This window comes from Streptomyces altiplanensis (assembly GCF_053591575.1).
This window is the reverse complement of sequence record NZ_JBSFUB010000020.1, coordinates 13,621-33,509: the sequence shown is the minus strand read 5'-3', so window position 1 is coordinate 33,509 and position 19,889 is coordinate 13,621. Positions and strand designations below refer to the sequence as shown.

General features: G+C 72.1%; 19 protein-coding genes. 12 read left to right on the top strand and 7 right to left on the bottom strand.

Features of this window, described 5'->3' with window-relative positions; all coding sequences use genetic code 11:
- Positions 1 to 33: 33 nt before the first annotated feature.
- Entirely contained in the window at positions 34 to 783 is a 750-nt protein-coding gene (locus tag ACWD0Y_RS12570; RefSeq protein ID WP_450260335.1) for a GntR family transcriptional regulator, read from the bottom strand.
- 21 nt (positions 784 to 804) lie between these two features.
- A complete protein-coding gene (gene hmgA / locus ACWD0Y_RS12565) occupies positions 805 to 2,133 on the bottom strand; it encodes a homogentisate 1,2-dioxygenase (RefSeq protein ID WP_450260334.1) in 1,329 nt (442 codons plus the stop codon).
- A gap of 117 nt (positions 2,134 to 2,250) precedes the next feature.
- Here hmgA and ACWD0Y_RS12560 point away from each other — a divergent pair, with 117 nt between their 5' ends.
- From ACWD0Y_RS12560 to ACWD0Y_RS12540, 5 genes are all read left to right on the top strand, one after another.
- Positions 2,251 to 2,859, top strand: a complete 609-nt coding sequence (locus ACWD0Y_RS12560; protein WP_255306158.1) for a TetR/AcrR family transcriptional regulator — start codon at positions 2,251 to 2,253, stop codon at positions 2,857 to 2,859.
- Between the two features lie 90 nt (positions 2,860 to 2,949).
- On the top strand, positions 2,950 to 5,175 hold the full coding sequence (locus ACWD0Y_RS12555) for a molybdopterin-dependent oxidoreductase (RefSeq protein ID WP_450260333.1): 2,226 nt from the start codon (positions 2,950 to 2,952) through the stop codon (positions 5,173 to 5,175).
- A 120-nt stretch (positions 5,176 to 5,295) separates the two neighbouring features.
- Positions 5,296 to 6,702, top strand: a complete 1,407-nt coding sequence (locus ACWD0Y_RS12550; protein WP_450260332.1) for a CitMHS family transporter — start codon at positions 5,296 to 5,298, stop codon at positions 6,700 to 6,702.
- Positions 6,702 to 7,925, top strand: coding sequence for an MFS transporter (locus ACWD0Y_RS12545; RefSeq protein WP_450260331.1), 1,224 nt, complete (start codon positions 6,702 to 6,704; stop codon positions 7,923 to 7,925). The genes ACWD0Y_RS12550 and ACWD0Y_RS12545 overlap by 1 nt, the downstream gene beginning before the upstream one ends.
- A 180-nt stretch (positions 7,926 to 8,105) precedes the next feature.
- On the top strand, positions 8,106 to 8,750 hold the full coding sequence (locus ACWD0Y_RS12540; protein ID WP_450260330.1) for a hypothetical protein: 645 nt from the start codon (positions 8,106 to 8,108) through the stop codon (positions 8,748 to 8,750).
- A 135-nt stretch (positions 8,751 to 8,885) separates the two neighbouring features.
- On the opposite strand, the gene ACWD0Y_RS12535 is transcribed toward ACWD0Y_RS12540, so the two are convergent.
- Positions 8,886 to 9,155, bottom strand: coding sequence for a hypothetical protein (locus tag ACWD0Y_RS12535; protein ID WP_450260329.1), 270 nt, complete (start codon positions 9,153 to 9,155; stop codon positions 8,886 to 8,888).
- On the opposite strand from ACWD0Y_RS12535, the gene ACWD0Y_RS12530 reads away from it, so the two are divergent.
- Together ACWD0Y_RS12530 and ACWD0Y_RS12525 are read left to right on the top strand one after the other, a co-directional pair.
- A complete protein-coding gene (locus ACWD0Y_RS12530) occupies positions 9,136 to 9,579 on the top strand; it encodes a class F sortase (RefSeq protein ID WP_450260328.1) in 444 nt (147 codons plus the stop codon). The two genes, ACWD0Y_RS12535 and ACWD0Y_RS12530, sit on opposite strands and share 20 nt — an antisense overlap.
- A gap of 118 nt (positions 9,580 to 9,697) precedes the next feature.
- Positions 9,698 to 10,147, top strand: a complete 450-nt coding sequence (locus tag ACWD0Y_RS12525) for a DUF3574 domain-containing protein (RefSeq protein ID WP_450260327.1) — start codon at positions 9,698 to 9,700, stop codon at positions 10,145 to 10,147.
- Here ACWD0Y_RS12525 and ACWD0Y_RS12520 read toward each other — a convergent pair whose 3' ends face one another.
- Positions 10,148 to 10,594, bottom strand: coding sequence for an ATP-binding protein (locus ACWD0Y_RS12520; protein WP_450260326.1), 447 nt, complete (start codon positions 10,592 to 10,594; stop codon positions 10,148 to 10,150).
- Between the two features lie 158 nt (positions 10,595 to 10,752).
- On the opposite strand from ACWD0Y_RS12520, the gene ACWD0Y_RS12515 reads away from it, so the two are divergent.
- Together ACWD0Y_RS12515 and ACWD0Y_RS12510 are read left to right on the top strand one after the other, a co-directional pair.
- Positions 10,753 to 11,583 carry a helix-turn-helix domain-containing protein gene (locus ACWD0Y_RS12515; RefSeq protein ID WP_450260325.1) on the top strand — a complete coding sequence of 277 codons (831 nt, stop codon included), beginning with the start codon at positions 10,753 to 10,755 and terminating at the stop codon, positions 11,581 to 11,583.
- On the top strand, positions 11,580 to 11,777 hold the full coding sequence (locus ACWD0Y_RS12510) for a DUF397 domain-containing protein (RefSeq protein ID WP_450260324.1): 198 nt from the start codon (positions 11,580 to 11,582) through the stop codon (positions 11,775 to 11,777). The genes ACWD0Y_RS12515 and ACWD0Y_RS12510 overlap by 4 nt, the downstream gene beginning before the upstream one ends.
- On the opposite strand, the gene ACWD0Y_RS12505 is transcribed toward ACWD0Y_RS12510, so the two are convergent.
- Entirely contained in the window at positions 11,774 to 11,935 is a 162-nt protein-coding gene (locus ACWD0Y_RS12505) for a carbohydrate-binding protein (protein WP_450260323.1), read from the bottom strand. The genes ACWD0Y_RS12510 and ACWD0Y_RS12505 overlap by 4 nt on opposite strands.
- Positions 11,936 to 12,072: 137 nt before the next feature.
- Here ACWD0Y_RS12505 and ACWD0Y_RS12500 point away from each other — a divergent pair, with 137 nt between their 5' ends.
- The 3 genes from ACWD0Y_RS12500 (at position 12,073) to ACWD0Y_RS12490 (ending at position 16,145) form a co-directional block, all read left to right on the top strand.
- Positions 12,073 to 13,467: an aldehyde dehydrogenase family protein gene (locus ACWD0Y_RS12500; protein ID WP_450260322.1), complete on the top strand. Its 1,395-nt coding sequence runs from the start codon at positions 12,073 to 12,075 to the stop codon at positions 13,465 to 13,467.
- A 19-nt stretch (positions 13,468 to 13,486) separates the two neighbouring features.
- A complete protein-coding gene (locus ACWD0Y_RS12495) occupies positions 13,487 to 14,575 on the top strand; it encodes a Zn-dependent alcohol dehydrogenase (protein WP_450260321.1) in 1,089 nt (362 codons plus the stop codon).
- A gap of 235 nt (positions 14,576 to 14,810) precedes the next feature.
- A complete protein-coding gene (locus tag ACWD0Y_RS12490) occupies positions 14,811 to 16,145 on the top strand; it encodes an MFS transporter (RefSeq protein WP_450260320.1) in 1,335 nt (444 codons plus the stop codon).
- A gap of 101 nt (positions 16,146 to 16,246) precedes the next feature.
- Here ACWD0Y_RS12490 and helR read toward each other — a convergent pair whose 3' ends face one another.
- Together helR and ACWD0Y_RS12480 are read right to left on the bottom strand one after the other, a co-directional pair.
- Positions 16,247 to 18,418, bottom strand: coding sequence for an RNA polymerase recycling motor ATPase HelR (gene helR / locus ACWD0Y_RS12485; protein WP_450260319.1), 2,172 nt, complete (start codon positions 18,416 to 18,418; stop codon positions 16,247 to 16,249).
- 240 nt (positions 18,419 to 18,658) lie between these two features.
- Positions 18,659 to 19,873: a glycosyltransferase gene (locus ACWD0Y_RS12480; protein ID WP_450260318.1), complete on the bottom strand. Its 1,215-nt coding sequence runs from the start codon at positions 19,871 to 19,873 to the stop codon at positions 18,659 to 18,661.
- Between the last annotated feature and the right edge of the window lie 16 nt (positions 19,874 to 19,889).

The window sequence follows — 19,889 nt, the reverse complement described above, 5'->3', positions numbered from 1 at the left end:
GCGGGCATCGTAGTGGCGCGGCCGGGGCGCGGGTCAGTGCGCGTCGACCGTCACGGAGAAGGAGAAACGGTCGCCCCGGTAGCGGATGCGCGCGACGTCCACGACCCGCCCCTCCCGGTCGTACGTCACCCCCGTGTAGTGCAGGATCGGACTGAGGAGGGGGACCTTCAGCAGGTCCGCCGTGGCCGGGTCGGCCAGCCGCGCCTCGACCGTGTCCGTGATCTTGCTGATGCCGACCCCGACCACGTCGCGCAGCACCTTCGTCATCGGCCAGCGTTCGAGATCGGCGAGGTCGATGCCGGCGGCGACCTCCGGGCGCACCGCGTTCTCCGCCCAGTTGGTCGGCTCGCCGCTCTCCCCGTCGCGGCGCAGCCGCTTGTAGGTGACGACCTCGTCCGTGTCCGGGAAGAACTCGACGAGTTCACCGGGCACGGGGGCGGGGCCGTGTCCCAGGATCGTCGTCAGCTCCCCGGACTGCTGGGCCACGATCGCGTCGATCGAGCCGAGCAGCCGGCGCGGGGCGCCACGCCGGGCGCCCGGCTCGATGAAGGTGCCGCGCCGCCGGTGCCTGCTGATCAGGCCCTCGGCCTCCAGCTCCTTGAGGGCCTGCCGCATGGTGAGCACGCTCACGCCGTAGTGCGCGGCGAGCTGCTCCTCGGTGGGCAGGCGCAGCGCCGCGTCGGGCGCGCGGCCCAGTATGGAGGCGCGCAGGGACTGCGAGACCTGGTACCAGAGCGGCAGTTTCCGGTTCAGGACCAGCGAGTCGGGGGCGAATGCGGTCACGGTTTCATTTCTCCGTAGGTACTACGACCTGAAGTGGCGTTGCAGACCCTGCCACACGTCGTCGTACGCCGTCTGGAGATGGCCGGCGGAGGCCGCCTGCGCGGTCGCCGTGACCGGCCAGCGCGTCTCGAACATGAAGGCCAGGCCGTCGTCGATCTTCTGCGGCTTCAGCTCGGCGGCGCTCGCCCGGTCGAAGGTCTCACGGTCCGGCCCGTGCGCCGACATCATGTTGTGGAGGGAGCCGCCGCCCGGGACGAAGCCTCCCTCTCCGGCGGACTTCGCGTCGTACGCGCCCTCGATCAGGCCCATGTACTCGCTCATCACGTTGCGGTGGAAGTACGGCGGCCTGAAGGTGTCCTCGCCGACCAGCCAGCGCGGCGCGAAGACGACGAAGTCGACGCCCGCCAGGCCCGGGGTGTCGGACGGCGAGGTGAGGACCGTGAAGATCGACGGGTCCGGGTGGTCGTAGCTGATGGTGCCGATGACGTTGAAGCGGCGCAGGTCGTAGACGTACGGGACGTGGTTGCCGTGCCAGGCGACGACGTCGAGGGGGGAGTGGTCGTACGTCGCCGACCAGAGGTTCCCGCAGAACTTGTTGACGACTTCGACCGGGCCCTCGGTGTCCTCGTACGCCGCCACCGGAGCCAGGAAGTCACGGGCGTTGGCCAGGCCGTTGGCGCCGATCGGGCCGAGGTCGGGGAGCTGGAAGGGCTGCCCGTAGTTCTCGCAGACGTAGCCGCGGGCGCTCTCGTCGAGCAGCTCCACGCGGAACCGCACCCCGCGCGGGATCAGCGCGATGTGCCCGGGATCGCAGCGCAGCAGGCCGAACTCGGTGCGCAGGAGCAGGCCCCCGCGTTCGGGCACGATCAGCAGCTCGCCGTCCGCGTCGCTGAACACCCGGTCCGTCATGGAGGAGTTGGCGTGGTAGAGGTGAATGGCCATGCCGGTGCGCTGGGTCGCGTCGCCGTTGCCGCCCACCGTCCACAGGCCGGCCAGGAAGTCGGTGCCGGGCGCGGGCCCGGGCAGCGGGTTCCAGCGCAGCCGGTTCGGGTCGGGGACGGTCTCGGTGAACGGCGCGCTGCGCACCGCGCCGTTGTCGGTGCGCACGAACGGCGGGTGCGCGGCCGACGGCCTGATCCGGTACAGCCACGAGCGCCGGTTGTGGGCGCGCGGCTCGGTGAAGGCCGATCCGCTCAGCTGCTCGGCGTACAGGCCGAGCGGTGCGCGCTGGGGCGAGTTGCGGCCGTGCGGCAGCGCGCCGGGGACGGCCTCGGAGCTGTGTTCGTTGCCGAAGCCCGAGGAGTGGGCCAGTCCCTCGGCCGTCTTCCTCGCCTGCTCGATGCCGCTCATCGTCCGCTCCCGGGGTGCCGTAGGGATCCTGCCGTGAATCCTATGGATGACAGTAGGATTTGGGGGCGCGCCCGTCAACGGGTGCCACGCCCGCGGGACTGTCGGCATCATGGGCCCGTGCCCCCGACGAACTCGCTCCGCAGACCCCCCGTGCAGCAACGCAGCGCCGACCGGCTCGCCCGGATACTGGACGCCTGCGCCCAGCTCCTCGACGAGAGGGGCTACGAACGGCTGAGCACCCGGGCCGTCGCCGCCCGCGCGGGTGTGCCCATCGGCTCCGTCTACCGCTTCTTCAGCAACAAGCGCGCCCTGGCCGACGCCCTGGCCCTGCGCAACCTCGACCGCTACGCCGAGCGGATCAGCGGCCGGATCTCCGCGATGCCGGGGGAGGACTGGCGCGGCGCCATCGACGCCGTGCTGGACGAGTACATCGCCATGAAGCGCACCACCCCCGGCTTCGCCCTCGTCGACTTCGGCGTCCAGATCCCGGTCGGCGAACCGGGCGCCGACATCGACTACCGCGTCACCGACCGCCTGACCGAGCTGCTCTGCGGCCACCTCGGCCGCACCCCGGACGCCGGCCTGCGCCGGACGGTCCTGGTCGCCGTCGAGGCCGCCGACGCCCTCCTCCAACTGGCCTTCCGCGTACGGCCGTCGGGCGATCCGGACCTCATCGGCGAGACCCGGGCCGTCCTGCACGCCTACCTGGCCAAGATCTTCGACTGATCTCTCCGGTCCGGCCCTCCCCGCCATGCGTACTGGTCGGTATGCTCGGCTGTGCTCCCGCGTCACCGTCGCCGCCGCCCTGGAGGGCCCATGCCCGGTCAAGACGAAGCCACAGCGTCCCGCACCGCCCTGCGCATCTGCCCGCTCTGCGAAGCCACCTGCGGCCTGACCCTCACCATCGAGGGCACCACGGTCACCGCGGCGCGCGGCGACCGTGACGACGTCTTCAGTCACGGCTTCATCTGTCCCAAGGGCGCCGCCTTCGCGGACCTCGACGCCGACCCCGACCGGCTCACCGGACCCCTCGTCCGCGAGGACGGCGTGCTGCGGGAAGCCACCTGGAGCGAGGCCTTCGACCTCGTCGCCGCCCGGCTGCGGCCGCTGATCGAGGAGCACGGGCCGGACTCCGTCGGCGTCGTGCTCGGCAATCCCAACGTCCACACCATGGCCGGCGCCCTCTACCCGCCCCTCCTCCTCTCCCTGCTGCGCACCCGCAGCCTCTTCACCGCCAGCACCGTCGACCAGATGCCCAAGCACGTGTCCAGCGGTCTGCTCTTCGGCGACCCGCTCGCCATCCCGGTGCCCGACCTGGACCGCACCAGCCACCTGCTGCTCCTCGGCGCCAACCCCCTGGACTCCAACGGCAGCCTGTGCACCGCCCCCGACTTCCCCGGCAGGCTCAAGGCGCTGCGCCGCCGCGGCGGCACGCTCGTCGTCGTCGATCCGCGCCGTACCCGCACCGCCCGGCTCGCCGACCGGCACGTCCCCATCAGGCCCGGTACGGACGCGCTGCTGCTCGCCGCACTGGCCCAGGTCCTCTTCGAGGAGAAGCTGACCGCCCCGGGCGTTCTGGAGGAGTGGACCGAAGGGTTCGCCGAAGTACGGGAATCCGTACGGGACTTCACGCCCGAAGCGGTGTCGGCGGCCTGCGACGTGCCCGCCGACGAGATCCGTCTGCTGGCCCGCGGGCTCGCCGCCGCGCCCACCGCCGCGGTGTACGGCCGGGTCGGCAGCTCCACCGTCGAGTTCGGCACCCTGGCCAACTGGCTCGTCGACGTACTGAACATCCTCACCGGCAACCTCGACCGCCCCGGCGGCGCCCTCTTCCCGCTCTCCGCCACCGCCCCCGCGCCCCGCCCCGCCGGGCCCGGCAGGGGGTTCGCGCTCGGCCGCTGGAAGAGCAGGGTGAGCGGTCACCCCGAGACCAAGGGCGAACTGCCGCTGGCCGCGCTCGCCGAGGAGATCGACACGCCGGGGGAGGGGCGGGTGCGCGCGCTGATCACCATCGCCGCCAACCCCGTGCTCTCCGCGCCCGACGGCCACCGCCTCGACCGTGCCCTGAGCGGGCACCTCGACTTCATGGTCAGCGTCGATCCGTATCTCAACGAGACCTCGCGCCACGCCGACGTCGTCCTGCCCCCGCCGCCCCCCTCGCAGAGCGCGCACTTCGACTTCACCTTCAACACCTTCGCCGTGCGCAACCAGGTGCGCTACACCCCGGCCGCCGTCCCCCTGGAGGACGGGCGGATGGACGAGAGCGAGATCCACGCCCGGCTGATCCTCGCCGTCGGCGGCATGCACGGCGCCGACCCCTCGGCTGTCGACGACCTCGCCGTCGAGCGCGCCCTCACCAAGGCCGTCGCCACACCCCACTCGCCCGTCCACGGGGGCGACCCCGGGCAGCTCGCCGCCGCACTCACCGGGCGCGGCGGACCCGAACGGCGCCTCGACATGATGCTGCGCCTGGGCCCGTACGACCTCGTACTGGACGACCTCCTCGCGCACCCGCACGGCATCGACCTCGGCCCTCTGCGGCCGCGCCTCGCGCAGGTCCTCAGGACCCCCGGCGGGAAGGTCGAGCTGCTGCCCGCGCCCATCGCCGCCGACCTGCCCCGGCTGCGGCGCGCACTCGACGGGCGGCCCGCCGCGCTCGTGCTCGTCGGCCGCCGCCACCTGCGGTCCAACAACAGCTGGATGCACAACATCGCGAAGCTCAACGGCGGCAGCAACCGCTGCACGCTCCAGGTCCACCCCGACGACGCGGCGCGGCTCGGTCTCACCGACGGGGTGCCCGCCCGCGTCAGCGCCGAGGGGGGCGGGCTGGAGGCCGTGGTGGAGGTGACGGACGCGGTACGCGCCGGAGTGGTGAGCCTGCCGCACGGCTGGGGACACGACCGGGAAGGCGCCCGCATGACGGTCGCCGCCGCCACCCCCGGCGTCAACGTCAACCAGCTGCTCGACGGGAGCCGGCTCGACCCGCTGTCCGGCACGGCGGTGCTCAACGGATTCCCCGTCGACGTAGCACCCATATCGTGACCTGGGGTTTTGCGCTTATTGCTCGCACGTCAACATCTTGTTAACGCCTCGCAGCGGGACCTAACGTCAACGAACCGCCTGGTCTGGTGGAAGTTCAAGGGCGAACGTGAGGTTTCCCATATGCTGACAATCCTCGGATTCGTCATGATTGCGACCTTCCTGGTCCTGATCATGATGAAGAAGATGTCGCCGATCGCGGCGCTGGTACTGATCCCGGCACTTTTCTGCGTGTTCGTCGGACAGGGCGCCAAGCTCGGGGACTACGTCCTCGAAGGCGTCGGCAACCTCGCGCCCACAGCGGCGATGCTGATGTTCGCCATCGTGTACTTCGGCGTGATGATCGACGTCGGTCTCTTCGACCCGATCGTGCGCGGCATCCTGCGCTTCTGCAAGGCGGACCCGATGCGGATCGTGGTGGGTACGGCCGTACTCGCCGCGATCGTCTCGCTCGACGGCGACGGCTCGACCACCTTCATGATCACGGTCTCGGCGATGTACCCGCTGTACAAGCGGCTCGGGATGAGCCTGGTCGTGATGACCGGCGTCGCCGCCACCGCGAACGGCGTCATGAACACCCTCCCCTGGGGCGGGCCGACCGCCCGCGCCGCCACCGCGCTGAAGCTGGACGCGGCCGACATCTTCGTGCCGATGATCCCGGCGCTCGGCGTGGGCCTGGTCTTCGTCTTCGTCCTGGCGTACGTGCTGGGCCGGCGGGAGCGCAAGCGGCTGGGCTACCTCACGCTGGACGAGGCCGTCCAGGTGGAGGCGGACGCGGAGGTCCTGGTCACCGCCGGCGGCGGCGAAGAGCCGCGCAGGAGTGCCGGGGGCGCGGGGGACGCCGCCGACGCGGACGCCGGTCCCGCGTACTCCGCCGACGGCGACGGCTTCCAGGGGCTCGACCCCCACCGCGCCACCCTGCGCCCCAAGCTCTACTGGTTCAACGCCGGACTCACCGTCGCGCTGCTCACCGCGATGATCATGCAGCTGATGCCGATCCCGGTGCTCTTCCTCATCGGCGCGGCCCTCGCCCTCACGGTCAACTACCCGAACATGGCCGACCAGAAGGCACGTATCGCCGCCCACGCCGACAACGTCCTCAACGTCTCCGGCATGGTCTTCGCCGCCGCCGTCTTCACCGGCGTGCTCACCGGCACCGGCATGGTCAAGCACATGGCCGACTGGCTCGTCGGCGCCATCCCCGAGGGCATGGGCCCGCACATGGCGATCGTCACCGGTCTGCTCAGCCTCCCGCTGACCTACTTCATGTCGAACGACGGCTTCTACTTCGGCGTCCTGCCCGTACTCGCCGAAGCGGGCGCGGCGCACGGCGTCTCGCCGCTGGAGATCGCCCGCGCGTCCCTCGTCGGCCAGGCCCTGCACATGTCCAGCCCGCTCGTGCCCGCCGTGTACGTCCTGGTCGGCATGGCCAAGGTCGAGTTCGGCGACCACACCAGGTTCACCGTCAAATGGGCCGCGCTCACCTCGCTGGTGGTGCTCGGCGCCGGAATCCTCTTCGGCATCATCTGATGCGTGGCAGGGGGTGGCTGCTGCGCCTCGTCATCGCCTTCGGCTTCGCGCAGGCGGCGGTGTCGATGGCGCGCCCGGCCGTCTCGTACCGGGCCCTCGCGCTGGGCGCGGACGAGCGCGCGGTCGGTGTGATCGCGGGCGTGTACGCGCTGCTGCCCCTGTTCGCCGCCGTACCGCTGGGGCGCAGGACGGACCGCGGGCGGTGCGGTCCCCTGCTGCCCGTCGGCGTCCTCCTGATCGGGGGCGGGTGCGCGGCCAGTGGTACGGCGAACTCCCTTGCGGCGATGGCCGCCTGGAGCGGCGTGATGGGCCTGGGGCACCTGTGCTTCGTCATCGGCGCCCAGTCGATCGTCGCCCGCCAGTCCGCCCCGGCCGAACAGGACCGCAACTTCGGCCACTTCACCATCGGCGCCTCCCTCGGCCAGCTCGTCGGCCCCGTCGCCGCCGGACTGCTGGTCGACGGACACGAGGGCGCGATGGCCCGCACCAGCGCCCTCGCCCTGATCGTCTCGGCGGGCGTCGCGGCGGTCTCGCTCACCTCGCTCTGGCGGATCGAACACCGGGCGGAGCGCGTGGAGCGTACGGACCCCGCCAAGGTGCCCGTCCACCGCATCCTGCGCACCCGTGGCGTACCGGCCGGGATCTTCATCAGCCTCGCCGTGCTCTCCGCGACCGACGTCCTCACCGCGTACCTCCCGGTCGTCGGCGAACACCGGGGGATCTCCCCTTCGGTCATCGGCCTGTTGCTGAGCCTGCGGGCCGCGGCGACGATCGCCTGCCGGCTGGTGATGACGCCGATGATCCGGCTGCTCGGCCGCACCGCGCTGATGACCGTCACCTGTCTGCTGGCCGGGCTGCTGTGCGCGGGCATCGCGCTGCCGGTTCCGGTGTGGGCCATGGCGCTGATGCTGGCCGTCCTCGGGTTCTGCCTGGGGGTGGGGCAGCCCCTGTCGATGACGACGGTGGTCCGGGCGGCCCCGCCGGAGGCGCGTTCGACGGCGCTCGCGCTGCGGCTGACCGGCAACCGCCTCGGCCAGGTCGCCGCACCCGCGTCGGCGGGCCTGGTCGCCGGAGTGGCGGGCACGGCGGCCCCGTTCGTGATGCTGGCGGTCCTGCTCCTGGGCGCCTCGGCCCTGGCGGTACGTGACAAGGGCCCCCGCCCCGCGCAGCAGGCCGCCGGCGCACCGGCCGCGCCCGCGCCTCGCCGTACCCCGGCGCAGTAGGGGATCCCGCGGGGGCGCGGACGCTTCGGTCCCTCGGGTGGCAGACGGTTCCTGTCGGCCAGTCAGGTCATATCTGACATTTCCTCAGCGTTTCGACGCTTCTTCACGCCCGATATGTGACATCTAATCAGGCGATCGAGTGATCAGTACGACAATCATCTCGGCTTGAAGGAGCCCCGCATGACCACCTCGGCATCTCTCCGCTCCCACGGTGTCCGTCCGGGCACGGCCGCCCTCGCCACGCTGGCTCTCGCAGGGGTGTCCCTGTGGGGCGCGTCGGCGGCTCTCGCCGTGGCCGGTGACAGCGGAGAAATCAAGATCCACAAGGCTGGAACCAGCTTCTCCGACACCAAGGACCACTACGAGGTCTGCACGTTCAACCTGGCCGCTTCCAACTTCGAGACGGTGCAGCTGGTCAACTGGACGATCACCCCTCCGCAGCCGAAGGCGCCCGCCGAGCCCATCCTGACGGGAGGCATCGTCATGGTGAAGGGCGAGGGGCACACCGCGGACTTCTCGCTCCCGAACGGGCACTACCAGCTCAACTGGACGTTCCCGGGCGGCGTCTCCAAGCAGAAGATCTTCAAGGTCGACTGCGCGAAGAACGACGACAAGGCCGTGGAGAAGCCCACCGAGAAGCCCGCCGACAAGCCCACCCCGCGCGGCCCCGTTCCCGCGGGCGGCGGCGGAGCCTCGGGTACGGGCACCGGGTCCGACGCCGGTTCGTCGGGCGCCGTGGCACCCGCACTGGTCGCGGGCGCTGCCGGGGTGGCCGGGCTGATCTTCGTCCGACGGGCCCGCCGCCGCGCCCATGGCGCCGCGTAGCACCCCCTACAGCCGTCGGCGCGGACCGAGCCGGGGCTGCCGCCTGGCGATGACGGCGGCCGCGACGGTGTCGCTGGTGACCGGCGTCGTCCGGGGGTGCGGTGACACGCCCCCCGAAGCTCCGGTCGCGGCCGCTCACGACACGACCGCCAAGAATCCGGCGCCGGAACCGGGGTCACCGAGTCCGGAGCCGCCGGTGCCCGAGCCGGCGGCTCCGACGCCGACGCCGACGGAAACGCCGCTGGAGAACCGGCCGGTCGCGACACTCGCGCCGTCCAAGCCGCCGACGCCGACGCCGACATCGACGCCGACGCCGACGCCGAAACCGACACCGAGACCGGCCCCGGCGTCGCATCCGCCGCTGCCGCCCTCTCCCGTGCTGAGGGTGGCTGTGCCCGACCTCACCATCGAAGCGCCCGTCGTCGGTCTCGGACTCGACCCGGGGGGCCGTCTGGCGACCCCGCAGGTGGACAACCCCCGCCTGGTCGGCTGGTACAAGGACGGCCCGACCCCCGGGGAGGCCGGGACGTCCCTGCTCGTCGGTCACCGGGACACCCGGACCGGACCGGCCATCTTCCTGAACCTGAACGCACTCGACCCCGGCGACGTCATCAACGTCGTACGGGAGGACCGCCGGACCGCGGTGTTCACCGTCGACGCCGTGCGGACGTACAAGAAGGACGCCTTCCCCGACAGGGAGGTGTACGGCAACAAGACCGGACGCCCGGAGCTGCGGGTGCTGACCTGTGGCGGGGACTTCGACAAGAAGACCGGCTACGGCTCCAACGTCGTCGTTTTCGCCCACCTCACGGACGTGAAATACGCCTGACGGGTCCGGTTCCGGTCCCGCGGTACGGGAAAGCCCTCGGTCCGGTCGCCGGCCCGGTCGCCGGTCCGGCCGGGGGCTTTCCCGTACCGCGGCTTCTGCCCGACCGAAGGGTTTCACCATGCCGTTCCGGACCGCATCCGCCCGCCTGGCCGCCACCGGCGCCGTACTCCTCGCCGCCGGCGCCCCCGCCGCGTACGCCGTGTTGGGCGACGAAGCCCCGGCCGCCGCTGTCCGGGGCGAGGCGTACGTGCAAACGCGGCTGTTCTTCGGGACCGGGCGCCCCGGCGGCGGCCCGGACGTCACCGACCGGCAGTTCGCGGACTTCGTCGACCGGCAGGTGACGCGCGGCTTCCCGGAGGGGCTCACCGTGCAGGACGGCCGTGGGCAGTGGCGGAACGCCGACGGCACGATCGAGCGAGAGCGTTCGTACGAGCTGATCCTGCTGTACCCGGCGTCGCAGGCGAAGGCCCGCGACCCGCACATCGAGCGGATCCGCGACGCCTACGAGCGCGCGTACGCCCAGGAGTCCGTGGCGCGCCTCGACGATCCGGTCCGCGCCGACTTCTGATCACGGCCGGAGCGTCGCCCACACCGTCTTGCCGACCTGCCGGCCGGTGACGCCCCACGTGTCGGCCAGTGCCGCTACGAGCAGCAGGCCACGGCCTGTCTCCGTGTCGGAGGGCGGGGTCACGGGCGGCGGCGCGGGCAGCCGCCGTTCCGTGCGCGCGTCGGTGACCTCGATGCGCAGGAGGCCGTCGGCGTCGAACGCCAGCAGCAGCTCGAAGTCGCGGCCGGGGACGCGACCGTGGGTGCCGGCGTTCGCGGCCAGCTCGGCGACGATCAGCGAGGCGACGTCGGAGGAGTCGCTGCCGTACGGGATGCCCCACGCGTGGAGCTGGTGCGCGGCCAGCAGTCGCGCCAGTCTGGCGGCTTTGCGGGTGGCGGAGAACCGCTGCTGGAACACACGTACGGTAGTGGGAGGTTGGGCCTCGTGCTGCTGCGTCTCGGTCTGCATGGACCCCGCCGTGGCGGGTCGCCGACGCCGTTCACCAGCGGACACGTCCGTACGCTGGGTCACCGTACGGACGCGCGCTGTGGGCAGTACGGTCGGGCATGCCGTAACCCTGGGTGAGCTGAGTGCGGGGAGATCCGCTCACTGGGAGGTGGCCGGGCATGGCCGGGGACTGGGAACACGACGAGCCGGAATCGTCGGACAGCTTGAAGACCTTCGGGGCGTTCGTCCAGGGGTTGCGCGAACACGCGGGTTTCACGAGGGAGGAATTCGGGGCGCTGGTGCAGTTCTCCAAGCACACGATCGAGTCGGTCGAGCTGGGGAGGCGGATGCCGGACAAGGACTTCGTGGAACGGGCGGAGGTGGCGCTGGGGGGTACGGGAGCGCTGCGCAGGGCGTTCGGGCATCTGACGCGGCAGCCGGGGCTGGCGGCGTGGTTCAGGAAGTGGGCGCGGCTGGAACAGCAGGCCACCACTTTGGGCAACTACGAGTGCCGCTTGGTGCCGGGGTTGTTGCAGTCGGATGGGTATGCGCGAGCGGCGTTCGGGAACAGCATCCCGCCGTTGTCGGACGAGCAGTTGGAGGCTCAAGCGGCCGCACGGATGGACCGTCAGAGACTGATGCGTGAGCGGCCCAACACATCCTTCAGTTTCGTCATGGACGAGCACATCATCCAGCGTCGGCTCGGCGGTGCGGAAGTCACCCGTGGGCTGCTCGACCACATCCTGGCGTACGCCCAGCTGCGGAATGTGTCGGTGCAGATCATGCCGACGCGCAGCGAGCACCACGCGGGGCTGGACGGCCCCCTCGCTCTGCTGGAGACTCCGGACAGTAGGCGTTTCGCCTACTCGGAGGGGCAGGAGTCCGGGCGGTTGATCGCTGACCCGAAACAGGCCGCCGTGCTGCACCATCGGTATGCCACACTCCGCTCACAGGCCCTCAGCCCTCTGGACTCCGTGGGCCTGCTGGAGCGAGTCAGAGGAGCGCTATGAGCACCACGGAACTGGCGTGGTTCAAGTCCAGTTACAGCGGGACCCAGGGCGACAACTGCGTCGAGGTAGCCGCCTGCCCCGGCACCGTCCACGTCCGCGACTCCAAGGACAAGGACGGCCCCGCCCTCGCCCTCCCGCCCCGCGCCTGGACGGACTTCCTCACCCTCGCCGCGCGCGGCGGCCACGGCGGCTAGGCGGCGTACTTCTGCCACATCGTGACGGCCGTCTTCGGGTTGGACGCGGAATTCGACCTGTGCGCCACCAGGCAGCGGTACTGCTTGCCCAGGTGCGCGACACGGTCGTTCGCCGCGTACTGCCGATTGACTTTCCACTCCGAGAACCCGGCTGCCATGTGACGACGTCCTTTCACCGGACCGGCTCGCTGCCGGCCCCGGTGCATCGTCCCATGGCGCCGGGACCTCTGGCGCCCAAAAACTAACAGCGCTAGTTTGGGGTGTGGACGTCAAACGCCACCCCTGGAGGAATGCGATGAAGCCCCGCGACGCGATGTACATCGACGGCCAGTGGCAGAAAGCCGCAGGCCAGGACACGATCGCGGTCGTGAACCCGGCCGACGAGCAGGTCATCGGCCACGTGCCGGCCGGCACCGCCGAAGACGTCGACGCGGCCGTACGCGCCGCACGCGACGCCTTCCCCCGCTGGGCGCGGACCCCGCCCGCCGAGCGCGCCGCGAAGATCGCCGCGCTGCGCGACGTGCTCGTGGCCCGCAAGGACGAGATCGCCGAGACGGTCACCGCCGAACTGGGCGCGCCGCCCGCCTTCTCGCAGACGGTGCACGCGGGCGTGCCGGTCCTGGTCGCCGGCTCGTACGCCGAGCTGGCCGCGACGTACTCCTTCGAGGAGAAGATCGGGAACTCCACCGTGTTCCTGGAACCGGTGGGCGTGGTCGGCGCGATCACGCCGTGGAACTACCCGCTGCACCAGATCGTCGCGAAGGTGGCCCCCGCGCTCGCGGCCGGCTGCACGGTCGTCCTCAAGCCAGCCGAGGACACCCCGCTGACCGCCCAGCTCTTCGCCGAGGCCGTGGACGAGGCGGGCATCCCCGCCGGTGTCTTCAACCTGGTCACCGGACTCGGCCCGGTCGCCGGCCAGGCGCTCGCCGGGCACGAGGGCGTGGACCTGGTGTCCTTCACCGGATCCACCGCCGTGGGCAGGAAGATCGGCGCGACGGCGGGCGCCGCCGTCAAGCGCGTCGCCCTGGAACTGGGCGGCAAGTCGGCGAACGTCATCCTGCCGGGCGCGGACCTGGCCAAGGCGGTCAATGTCGGCATCGCCAACGTCATGGGCAACTCCGGCCAGACGTGCAGCGCCTGGACCCGGATGCTGGTCCACGAGGACCAGTACGACGAGGCGGTGGCCACGGCCGCCGCCGCCGTGACGAAGTACACTGTCGGCGACCGCGTCGGCCCGCTGGTCAACGCCAAGCAGCAGGCGCGCGTGCGCGGCTACATCGAGAAGGGCGTCGAAGAGGGCGCGCGCCTCGTCGCGGGCGGCCCCGAGGTCCCGCTCGACACGGGCTACTACGTCGCCCCGACCGTCTTCGCGGACGTCACCCCGGACATGACCGTCGCCCAGGAGGAGATCTTCGGCCCGGTCGTCTGCATCCTGAAGTACGCCGACGAGGACGAGGCCCTGCGGATCGCCAACGGGACCGTCTACGGTCTCGCCGGCGCCGTCTGGGCGGCCGACGAGGCGGAGGCCGTCGCCTTCGCCCGCCGCATGGACACCGGCCAGGTCGACATCAACGGCGGCCGCTTCAACCCGCTCGCCCCCTTCGGCGGCTACAAGCAGTCGGGCGTCGGCCGCGAGCTGGGACCGCACGGCCTCTCCGAGTACCTCCAGACCAAGTCCCTCCAGTTCTGATCCGGGAGCAACGCACACCATGGCCCGTGTCCGCGCCGCAGTCCTGTCCGCCGTCGGTGCTCCGCTGGAGATAACCGACATCGAGCTACCGGAGACCGGCCCCGGCCGGGTGAGGGTCCGGCTCGCCGCCGCCGGGGTCTGCCACTCCGACCTCTCCCTGACCAACGGCACCATGCGCGTGCCGGTCCCCGCCGTACTCGGCCACGAGGGCGCCGGCACCGTCGTCTCCGTCGGCGAGGGCGTCACGCACGTCGCCCCCGGCGACCCCGTCGTCCTCAACTGGGCTCCCTCCTGCGGCAGCTGTTACCACTGCTCCATCGGCGAGGTGTGGCTGTGCGCCAATGCCCTGTCCGGCGCCGGCGGCGTCCACGCCCGTACCGCCGACGGCACCGACCTCCATCCCGGCCTGAACGTCGCGGCGTTCGCCGAGGAGACCGTCGTCGCCGCGAACTGCGTCCTGCCGGTCCCCGACGGCATCCCGCTCACGGACGCGGCGCTGCTCGGCTGCGCGGTCCTCACGGGTTACGGAGCCGTCCACCACAGCGCGCGGGTCCGCGCGGGGGAGTCGGTCGCGGTCTTCGGAGCCGGCGGGGTCGGCCTCGCCGTCCTCCAGTCGGCCCGTATCGCGGGGGCGGGACAGATCGTCGCCGTCGACGTCTCGCCGGAGAAGGAGGAGCTGGCGCGGGCCGCCGGGGCCACCGACTTCGTCGTCGCCTCGGAGACCACCGCGAAGGAGATCCGCAAGCTGACCGGCGGCGCGCAGGGCGTCGACGTCGCGATCGAGTGCGTGGGGCGGGCCGTCACCATCCGCACGGCCTGGGAATCGACCCGCCGCGGCGGACGCACCACGGTCGTCGGCATCGGAGGCAAGGACCAGCAGGTCACCTTCAACGCCCTGGAGATCTTCCACTTCGGCCGTACGCTCTCGGGCTGCGTCTACGGCAACTCCGACCCGGCGCGCGATCTGCCCGTACTGGCCGGACACATCCGCGCCGGCCGCCTCGACCTGAGCAGCATGGTCACCGAACAGATCGGCCTCGACGGCATCCCCGCCGCGTTCGACAACATGCTGGCGGGCAAGGGGGGCCGCGCCCTGGTCGTCTTCTAGAGCGGGCTCCTCCGGCACGCGGACGCCCACGGGCACCCCCCCCACGAGCACCCCGGCCGCTTCCACGCGGCCGGGGCGCTCGTGCTGCCCGCACGCCGTTCCGTACGGGCGGCGCGGCGGGGGAAAGTCCTGCCGCCGGACCCGTTGACCTCCGTACCATCCGGTCGGTACGGTCCCGGCACATCACGGCGCCACCCCCTCTTTCGTCCCCCGCACCCACCGGAGTGTGCACCGCATGGACACGGCACCTTCCCCGCTCACGGACGCCACGGCAGCCGCACCGGCCGACCGCCACCGGCGCAAGGTGGCCACCGCGGCCGCCCTCGCCTCCGCCGTCGAGTGGTACGACTACTTCGTCTTCGGCATCGCCGCGGCCCTCGTCCTCGGCGACCTGTACTTCCCGTCCGGCAGCTCGTCGGCCGGCGTGCTCGCCGCCTTCGCCACCTTCGCCGTCGGCTTCCTCGCCCGCCCCGTCGGCGGCGTCATCGCCGGACAGCTCGGCGACAAGCGCGGCCGCAAGCCGATGCTGGTCCTGGCCCTGACGATGATGGGCCTCGCGACCACCGGCATCGGCCTCCTGCCGACGTACGAGACGATCGGCATCGCCGCTCCCGTCCTGCTCGTCCTGCTCCGCGTGGTGCAGGGCATCGCCGTCGGCGCCCAGTGGGGCGGCGCGATGCTGATGGCCACCGAGTACGCCCCCGAGGGCAAGCGCGGCCTGTACGGCAGCCTGGTCCAGCTCGGCGTCCCCATCGGCGTGGTCACCGCGAACACGGTCTTCCTCGTCGCGGGCGCCACGACCAGCGAGAGCGCCTTCGCGTCCTGGGGCTGGCGGGTGCCGTTCTTCGTCGGCGTCCTCGTGCTCGTACTCGCCTGGTACATCCACACCCGCGTCGAGGAGACCCCCGCGTTCCGCGAGGCCGAACGCGCCCTGGCCGAGCAGGAGAAGGGAGCGGCCCGCTCGCCGCTCCGTACGATCCTGACCAAGCACCTCGGCACGGTCTTCCTGGCCGGCGGGTCCTTCGCGGTCAACACCGCGACCTTCTACATCATCATCACCGGCGTCCTGGACTACGCGACCCGCGAACTCGACATGGAGCGCGGCGCGGTCCTCACCGTCTCGCTGTGCGTCAGCCTCACCCAGCTCGTCCTGATCCCCGCCTCCGCCGTCCTCTCCGACCGCATCGGCCGGCTGCGGATCTACGCGGCGGGCGCGGTGGGGCTGTTGGTGTGGGCGGTGCCGATGTTCCTGCTCATCGACACGAAGTCACTGCTGTGGCTGGCCGTCGGAACGTTCGTGACCAGCTGCTTCCTCAGCGTCATGTACGGACCCCAGGCGGCCCTCTTCGCCGAGCTCTTCACGGCGGAGATGCGCTACACGGGCGCGTCGCTCGGCTACCAGATCGCGGCCGTGTTCGGCGGCGGGCTCGCCCCGTTCATGATGGTGCTGCTGCTGGAGGCGACGGGTACGTCGATGGCGGTGTCGGCGTACATCATCGGCCTCGCGGTGATCGCCCTGATCTCCATCAGGATCCTGGCGAACCGGGCACGGGAGGCGGCCGCCGGCTAGGGCGGGGGCCCGGCGGGGTTCGCGAGGGCCCCGAAGCCGTAAGCGCGCGGCCCGGGGCGTGGGCCGGCGTGGTGCGGGGCCCCGGGCCCGCCCGGGCGGCGTCAGGAGCTCGTGAGGACGACGAGCTGCCGGGTCGCCCGGGTCATCGCGACATAGCGGTCGACCGCCCCTTCGACTCCCTCGCCGAACGCCTCAGGGTCGACGAGGACGACCAGGTCGAACTCGAGCCCCTTCGACAGCTCCGGGGTCAGCGACCGGACGCGGGACGTCGTCCGGAACGCGGGATCGCCGATGACGCAGGCGACGCCCTCGGCATGCGCGGCGAGCCAGGTGTCGAGGACTTGGCTCAGCTCCGCAGCGGGTCCGTGTACGACCGGGACGCCGCCGCTGCGGATGGAGACCGGCACGTTCGCGTCCGGGAGCACCGCCCGGATGACCGGCTCGGCCTCCGCCATGACTTCCTCGGGCGTCCGGTAGTTGACGCTCAGGGAGGTGAGGCCGACCCGGTCGAACCCGACCCGCTCCAGCCGTTCCCGCCACGACTCCGTGAACCCGTGCCTGGCCTGGGCGCGGTCCCCGACGATGGTGAAGCTCCGGGACGGGCAGCGGAGCAGCAGCATCTGCCACTGGGCGTCGGTCAGTTCCTGCGCCTCGTCCACGACGACGTGCGCGAACGGGCCGGCGAGCAGGTCCGGGTCGGCGGCGGGCAGTTCGGACTCGTCGACCAGACTGACCCGGGCGTCCTCGCCGCGCAACATCGTCACCAGCCCTTCGCCGTCGTCACCGTCGGCGCCGGAGTCGGCCGCGGCCTCGATCAGGTTGTCGACGACCTGCGCCATGCGCTCGCGCTGGGCGGCGAGGACGGCCTCGTGCCGACGCCTGCGCCGGGCCGTCTCCGGGTCGCCGAGCCGCTGCCGTGCCGCGTCCAGGAGCGGCAGGTCGGACACCGTCCAGGCCTGGGGGTCCTCCCTGCGCTGAAGCTTCCCGACCTCGTCGGGGCTGAGCCAGGGAGCGCACTTCCGCAGGTAGGCGGGTACCGACCACAGGTCTGAGACGAGGTCGGCCGCTTCGAGCAGCGGCCACGCGCGGTCGAAGGCCGTGAGCAGCTCCCTGTTCTGCCGCAGCGACGTGCGGAGCGGGTCGGCCGGGACGTCCTCGTCGTGCTTGTCCACCAGGATCGTGAGCAGCTCCTCCCGGACCTGGTCGCGCGCCTCGTTGTGCGGAGTGCCGGGCTCCGCCGCTTCGAACGCCGCGGCCCAGTCGTCGGCGCTCAGCCAGACGTCGGACCAGGGGGTCTCGACCGTCATCCCCTTGGCGGGCGGCTCCTCGTAGAACCTGATGGCCGTCTCGACCGCCTTCACCAGGTTCGCGGACGACTTCAGACGGGCCACGTCCGGATCGGCCTCGACCACTGCCGAGGCTCCCTCGGCGACGAGGTCCCGCAGGGTGCAGGTCTGCACGCCCTCCTCTCCGAGGCTGGGGAGGACGTCGGCGACGTAGTTCAGGTAGGGCCGGCTCGGACCGACGAACAGTACGCCGCCCCGGCGGTGACCGAGCCGGGGGTCGGAGTGGAGGAGGTAGGCGGAGCGGTGCAGGGCGACGACGGTCTTGCCCGTACCCGGACCCCCGTCGACGACGAGGGCGCCGCGGGATCCCGCGCGGATGATGGCGTCCTGGTCGGCCTGGATGGTGCCGAGCACGTCCCGCATCCGCGGCGACCGGTTGCTGCCCAGGCTGGCGATGAAGGCGGACTGGTCGTCGAGCGCGGCGTGCCCGGCGAACCCGTCCGGGGTGAACACCTCGTCCCAGTAGTCGCTGATCCGGCCGCGGGTCCAGCGGTACCTGCGGCGGCTCGCCAGCCCCATCGGGTTGGCGTGGGTGGCTCCGAAGAACGGCTCGGCCGCCGGGGAGCGCCAGTCGAGCAGCAGCCGGCGGCCCGCGCTGTCCGTCAGGCCGAGCCGTCCGACGTACACGGGCTCGGAGCCGTCCGCGCCGACCATGTGCCCGAGGCACAGGTCCAGGCCGAAGCGGCGCAGTGCGCGCAGGCGAGTGGTCAGCCGGTGGATCTCCGTGTCCCGCTCCATCGCCTGCCGGCCCAGACCGCCGGGCGCCCTGCGCTCGGCGGCGAGGCGGTCGGACAGGTCGGCGATCGTCTGCTCGAGGCACTCCGCGATGGCCGCGAAGTGCTGCTCGTCGCCGGCGATCAGTGTCGGGTCGGCCTTGGGGGAGAGGCGGTCGGGAAGGTCGAACGCACTGGTGGTCAGGGGGTTCACGTCATCAGCTCCGATAAGAGGCCGCTTGCGGCCGTTGCGCGCGACAAGACGTTTGGACCGCGTGACGAACCCGGGGACCACGTCGGGCAGCGCTCTGCCCGACGTGGTCCCCACGGCCGTGGTCGGTTCCGGTCGCCAGGGTGTGCGGTTTCTCGTGTCCCGGGCCCCGGCCCGTGCCCGCGTGTTCCGGGTCCCGGCCCGGCGGGCCCGCGTGGCGCACGCGGGCCCGGGCGGCCTTTCTCAGCCGGTCGCGTCGAGCAGCAGCTTCGCGGCCACCGCCGCCCCGTCGGTGCGGACGGTTCCGGCCACGGCCTTCGCCCGTGCGCGGGTCTCGGGGGCCAGGGCCGTCCTGAGCGCGGCCGACAGGGACTCGAAGGTCGGCACCGGACCGTCGTGCGCCGCGCCGGTGCCCAGAGCGGCCACCCGGCCGGCCCAGTACGGCTGGTCCACCCCTTGGGGCACCACCACCTGCGGCGCGCCGGCCCCGGCGGCCGTCGTCGTGGTGCCCGCGCCGCCGTGGTGCACGACGGCGGCCACCCGGCCGAACAGCGCCTGGTGGTTGGCCTCGCCGACGCCGAAGCAGTCGTCCCGGTCGTCGATCAGGCCCAGGCCGGCCCAGCCGCGGGAGACGACTACCCGGCGGCCCTGTGCGCGGACCGCTTCGACGGCCACCTGGGCGGCGTCCTGCGAGGCGCGCATCGGCATGCTGCCGAAGCCCACGTACACCGGTGGTTCGCCGGCCTCCAGGAACGCCACCAGCTCGGCCGGCAGCGGGCGTTCGTCCGGCAGGATCCACGCGCCGGTCTGCACGACGTCGAGGTCCGGCGTCTCCAGCCACGGGTCCAGGACCGGGTCCGTCGCCAGCCACGGCCGGTCACCGATGACGTAGTCGCGGACGTTGTCCACCGGGGGCAGGCCGGCCGACACCCGGTTCGTGTTGAGCGCCTCGCCGAACAGCGCGTCGATGCTCCGGGCGTCCAGGTCCCACAGCTCCCGGTTGTCGGTCACCTCCGGCGGGAACGGCCGGCCCGGATACGCCAGCGGCGGGTGGTGCGGCGAGGGCAGGGTGAGCTGCTGGAAGGTCACGGACACCGAACGGATGCCCAGTTTCTCGGCCACCGACCGCGCGCCGGCCGCGGCCGGCATCGCGCCGGTCGCCACCAGCACGTCGCACCCCTCGGCCGCCGCGGTGACCACCTCGAACTGGTCGGCGATCAACTCGGCCGCACGCTGGGGCAGGTTCGCCGGCGACGGCGGTGCCCCGGTCATCAGCGCGCGCGCCGACCGGCCGACCGGCACCAGCTCCACGCCGACACCGGCCAGCAACTGCGCGAAGTCCTCGTCCGGCGGCGCGCACACCCGCACCTCCGCGCCGAGTTCCCGCAACCGCACCGCGAGTCCCACCAGCGGTTCGACGTCCCCGCGCGACCCGTACGTAGACAACAGCACACGCATTCAGAGACTCCTATTT

Bases quoted from the DNA above. Each gene is read 5' to 3' on its own strand.
- hmgA (WP_450260334.1), bottom strand. From the start codon at position 2,133: ATGAGCGGCATCGAGCAGGCGAGGAAGACGGCCGAGGGACTGGCCCAC.
- ACWD0Y_RS12555 (WP_450260333.1), top strand. From the start codon at position 2,950: ATGCCCGGTCAAGACGAAGCCACAGCGTCCCGCACCGCCCTGCGCATC.
- ACWD0Y_RS12550 (WP_450260332.1), top strand. From the start codon at position 5,296: ATGCTGACAATCCTCGGATTCGTCATGATTGCGACCTTCCTGGTCCTG.
- ACWD0Y_RS12545 (WP_450260331.1), top strand. From the start codon at position 6,702: ATGCGTGGCAGGGGGTGGCTGCTGCGCCTCGTCATCGCCTTCGGCTTC.
- ACWD0Y_RS12540 (WP_450260330.1), top strand. From the start codon at position 8,106: ATGACCACCTCGGCATCTCTCCGCTCCCACGGTGTCCGTCCGGGCACG.
- ACWD0Y_RS12525 (WP_450260327.1), top strand. From the start codon at position 9,698: ATGCCGTTCCGGACCGCATCCGCCCGCCTGGCCGCCACCGGCGCCGTA.
- ACWD0Y_RS12520 (WP_450260326.1), bottom strand. From the start codon at position 10,594: ATGCAGACCGAGACGCAGCAGCACGAGGCCCAACCTCCCACTACCGTA.
- ACWD0Y_RS12515 (WP_450260325.1), top strand. From the start codon at position 10,753: ATGGCCGGGGACTGGGAACACGACGAGCCGGAATCGTCGGACAGCTTG.
- ACWD0Y_RS12510 (WP_450260324.1), top strand. From the start codon at position 11,580: ATGAGCACCACGGAACTGGCGTGGTTCAAGTCCAGTTACAGCGGGACC.
- ACWD0Y_RS12505 (WP_450260323.1), bottom strand. From the start codon at position 11,935: ATGGCAGCCGGGTTCTCGGAGTGGAAAGTCAATCGGCAGTACGCGGCG.
- ACWD0Y_RS12500 (WP_450260322.1), top strand. From the start codon at position 12,073: ATGAAGCCCCGCGACGCGATGTACATCGACGGCCAGTGGCAGAAAGCC.
- ACWD0Y_RS12495 (WP_450260321.1), top strand. From the start codon at position 13,487: ATGGCCCGTGTCCGCGCCGCAGTCCTGTCCGCCGTCGGTGCTCCGCTG.
- ACWD0Y_RS12490 (WP_450260320.1), top strand. From the start codon at position 14,811: ATGGACACGGCACCTTCCCCGCTCACGGACGCCACGGCAGCCGCACCG.
- ACWD0Y_RS12480 (WP_450260318.1), bottom strand. From the start codon at position 19,873: ATGCGTGTGCTGTTGTCTACGTACGGGTCGCGCGGGGACGTCGAACCG.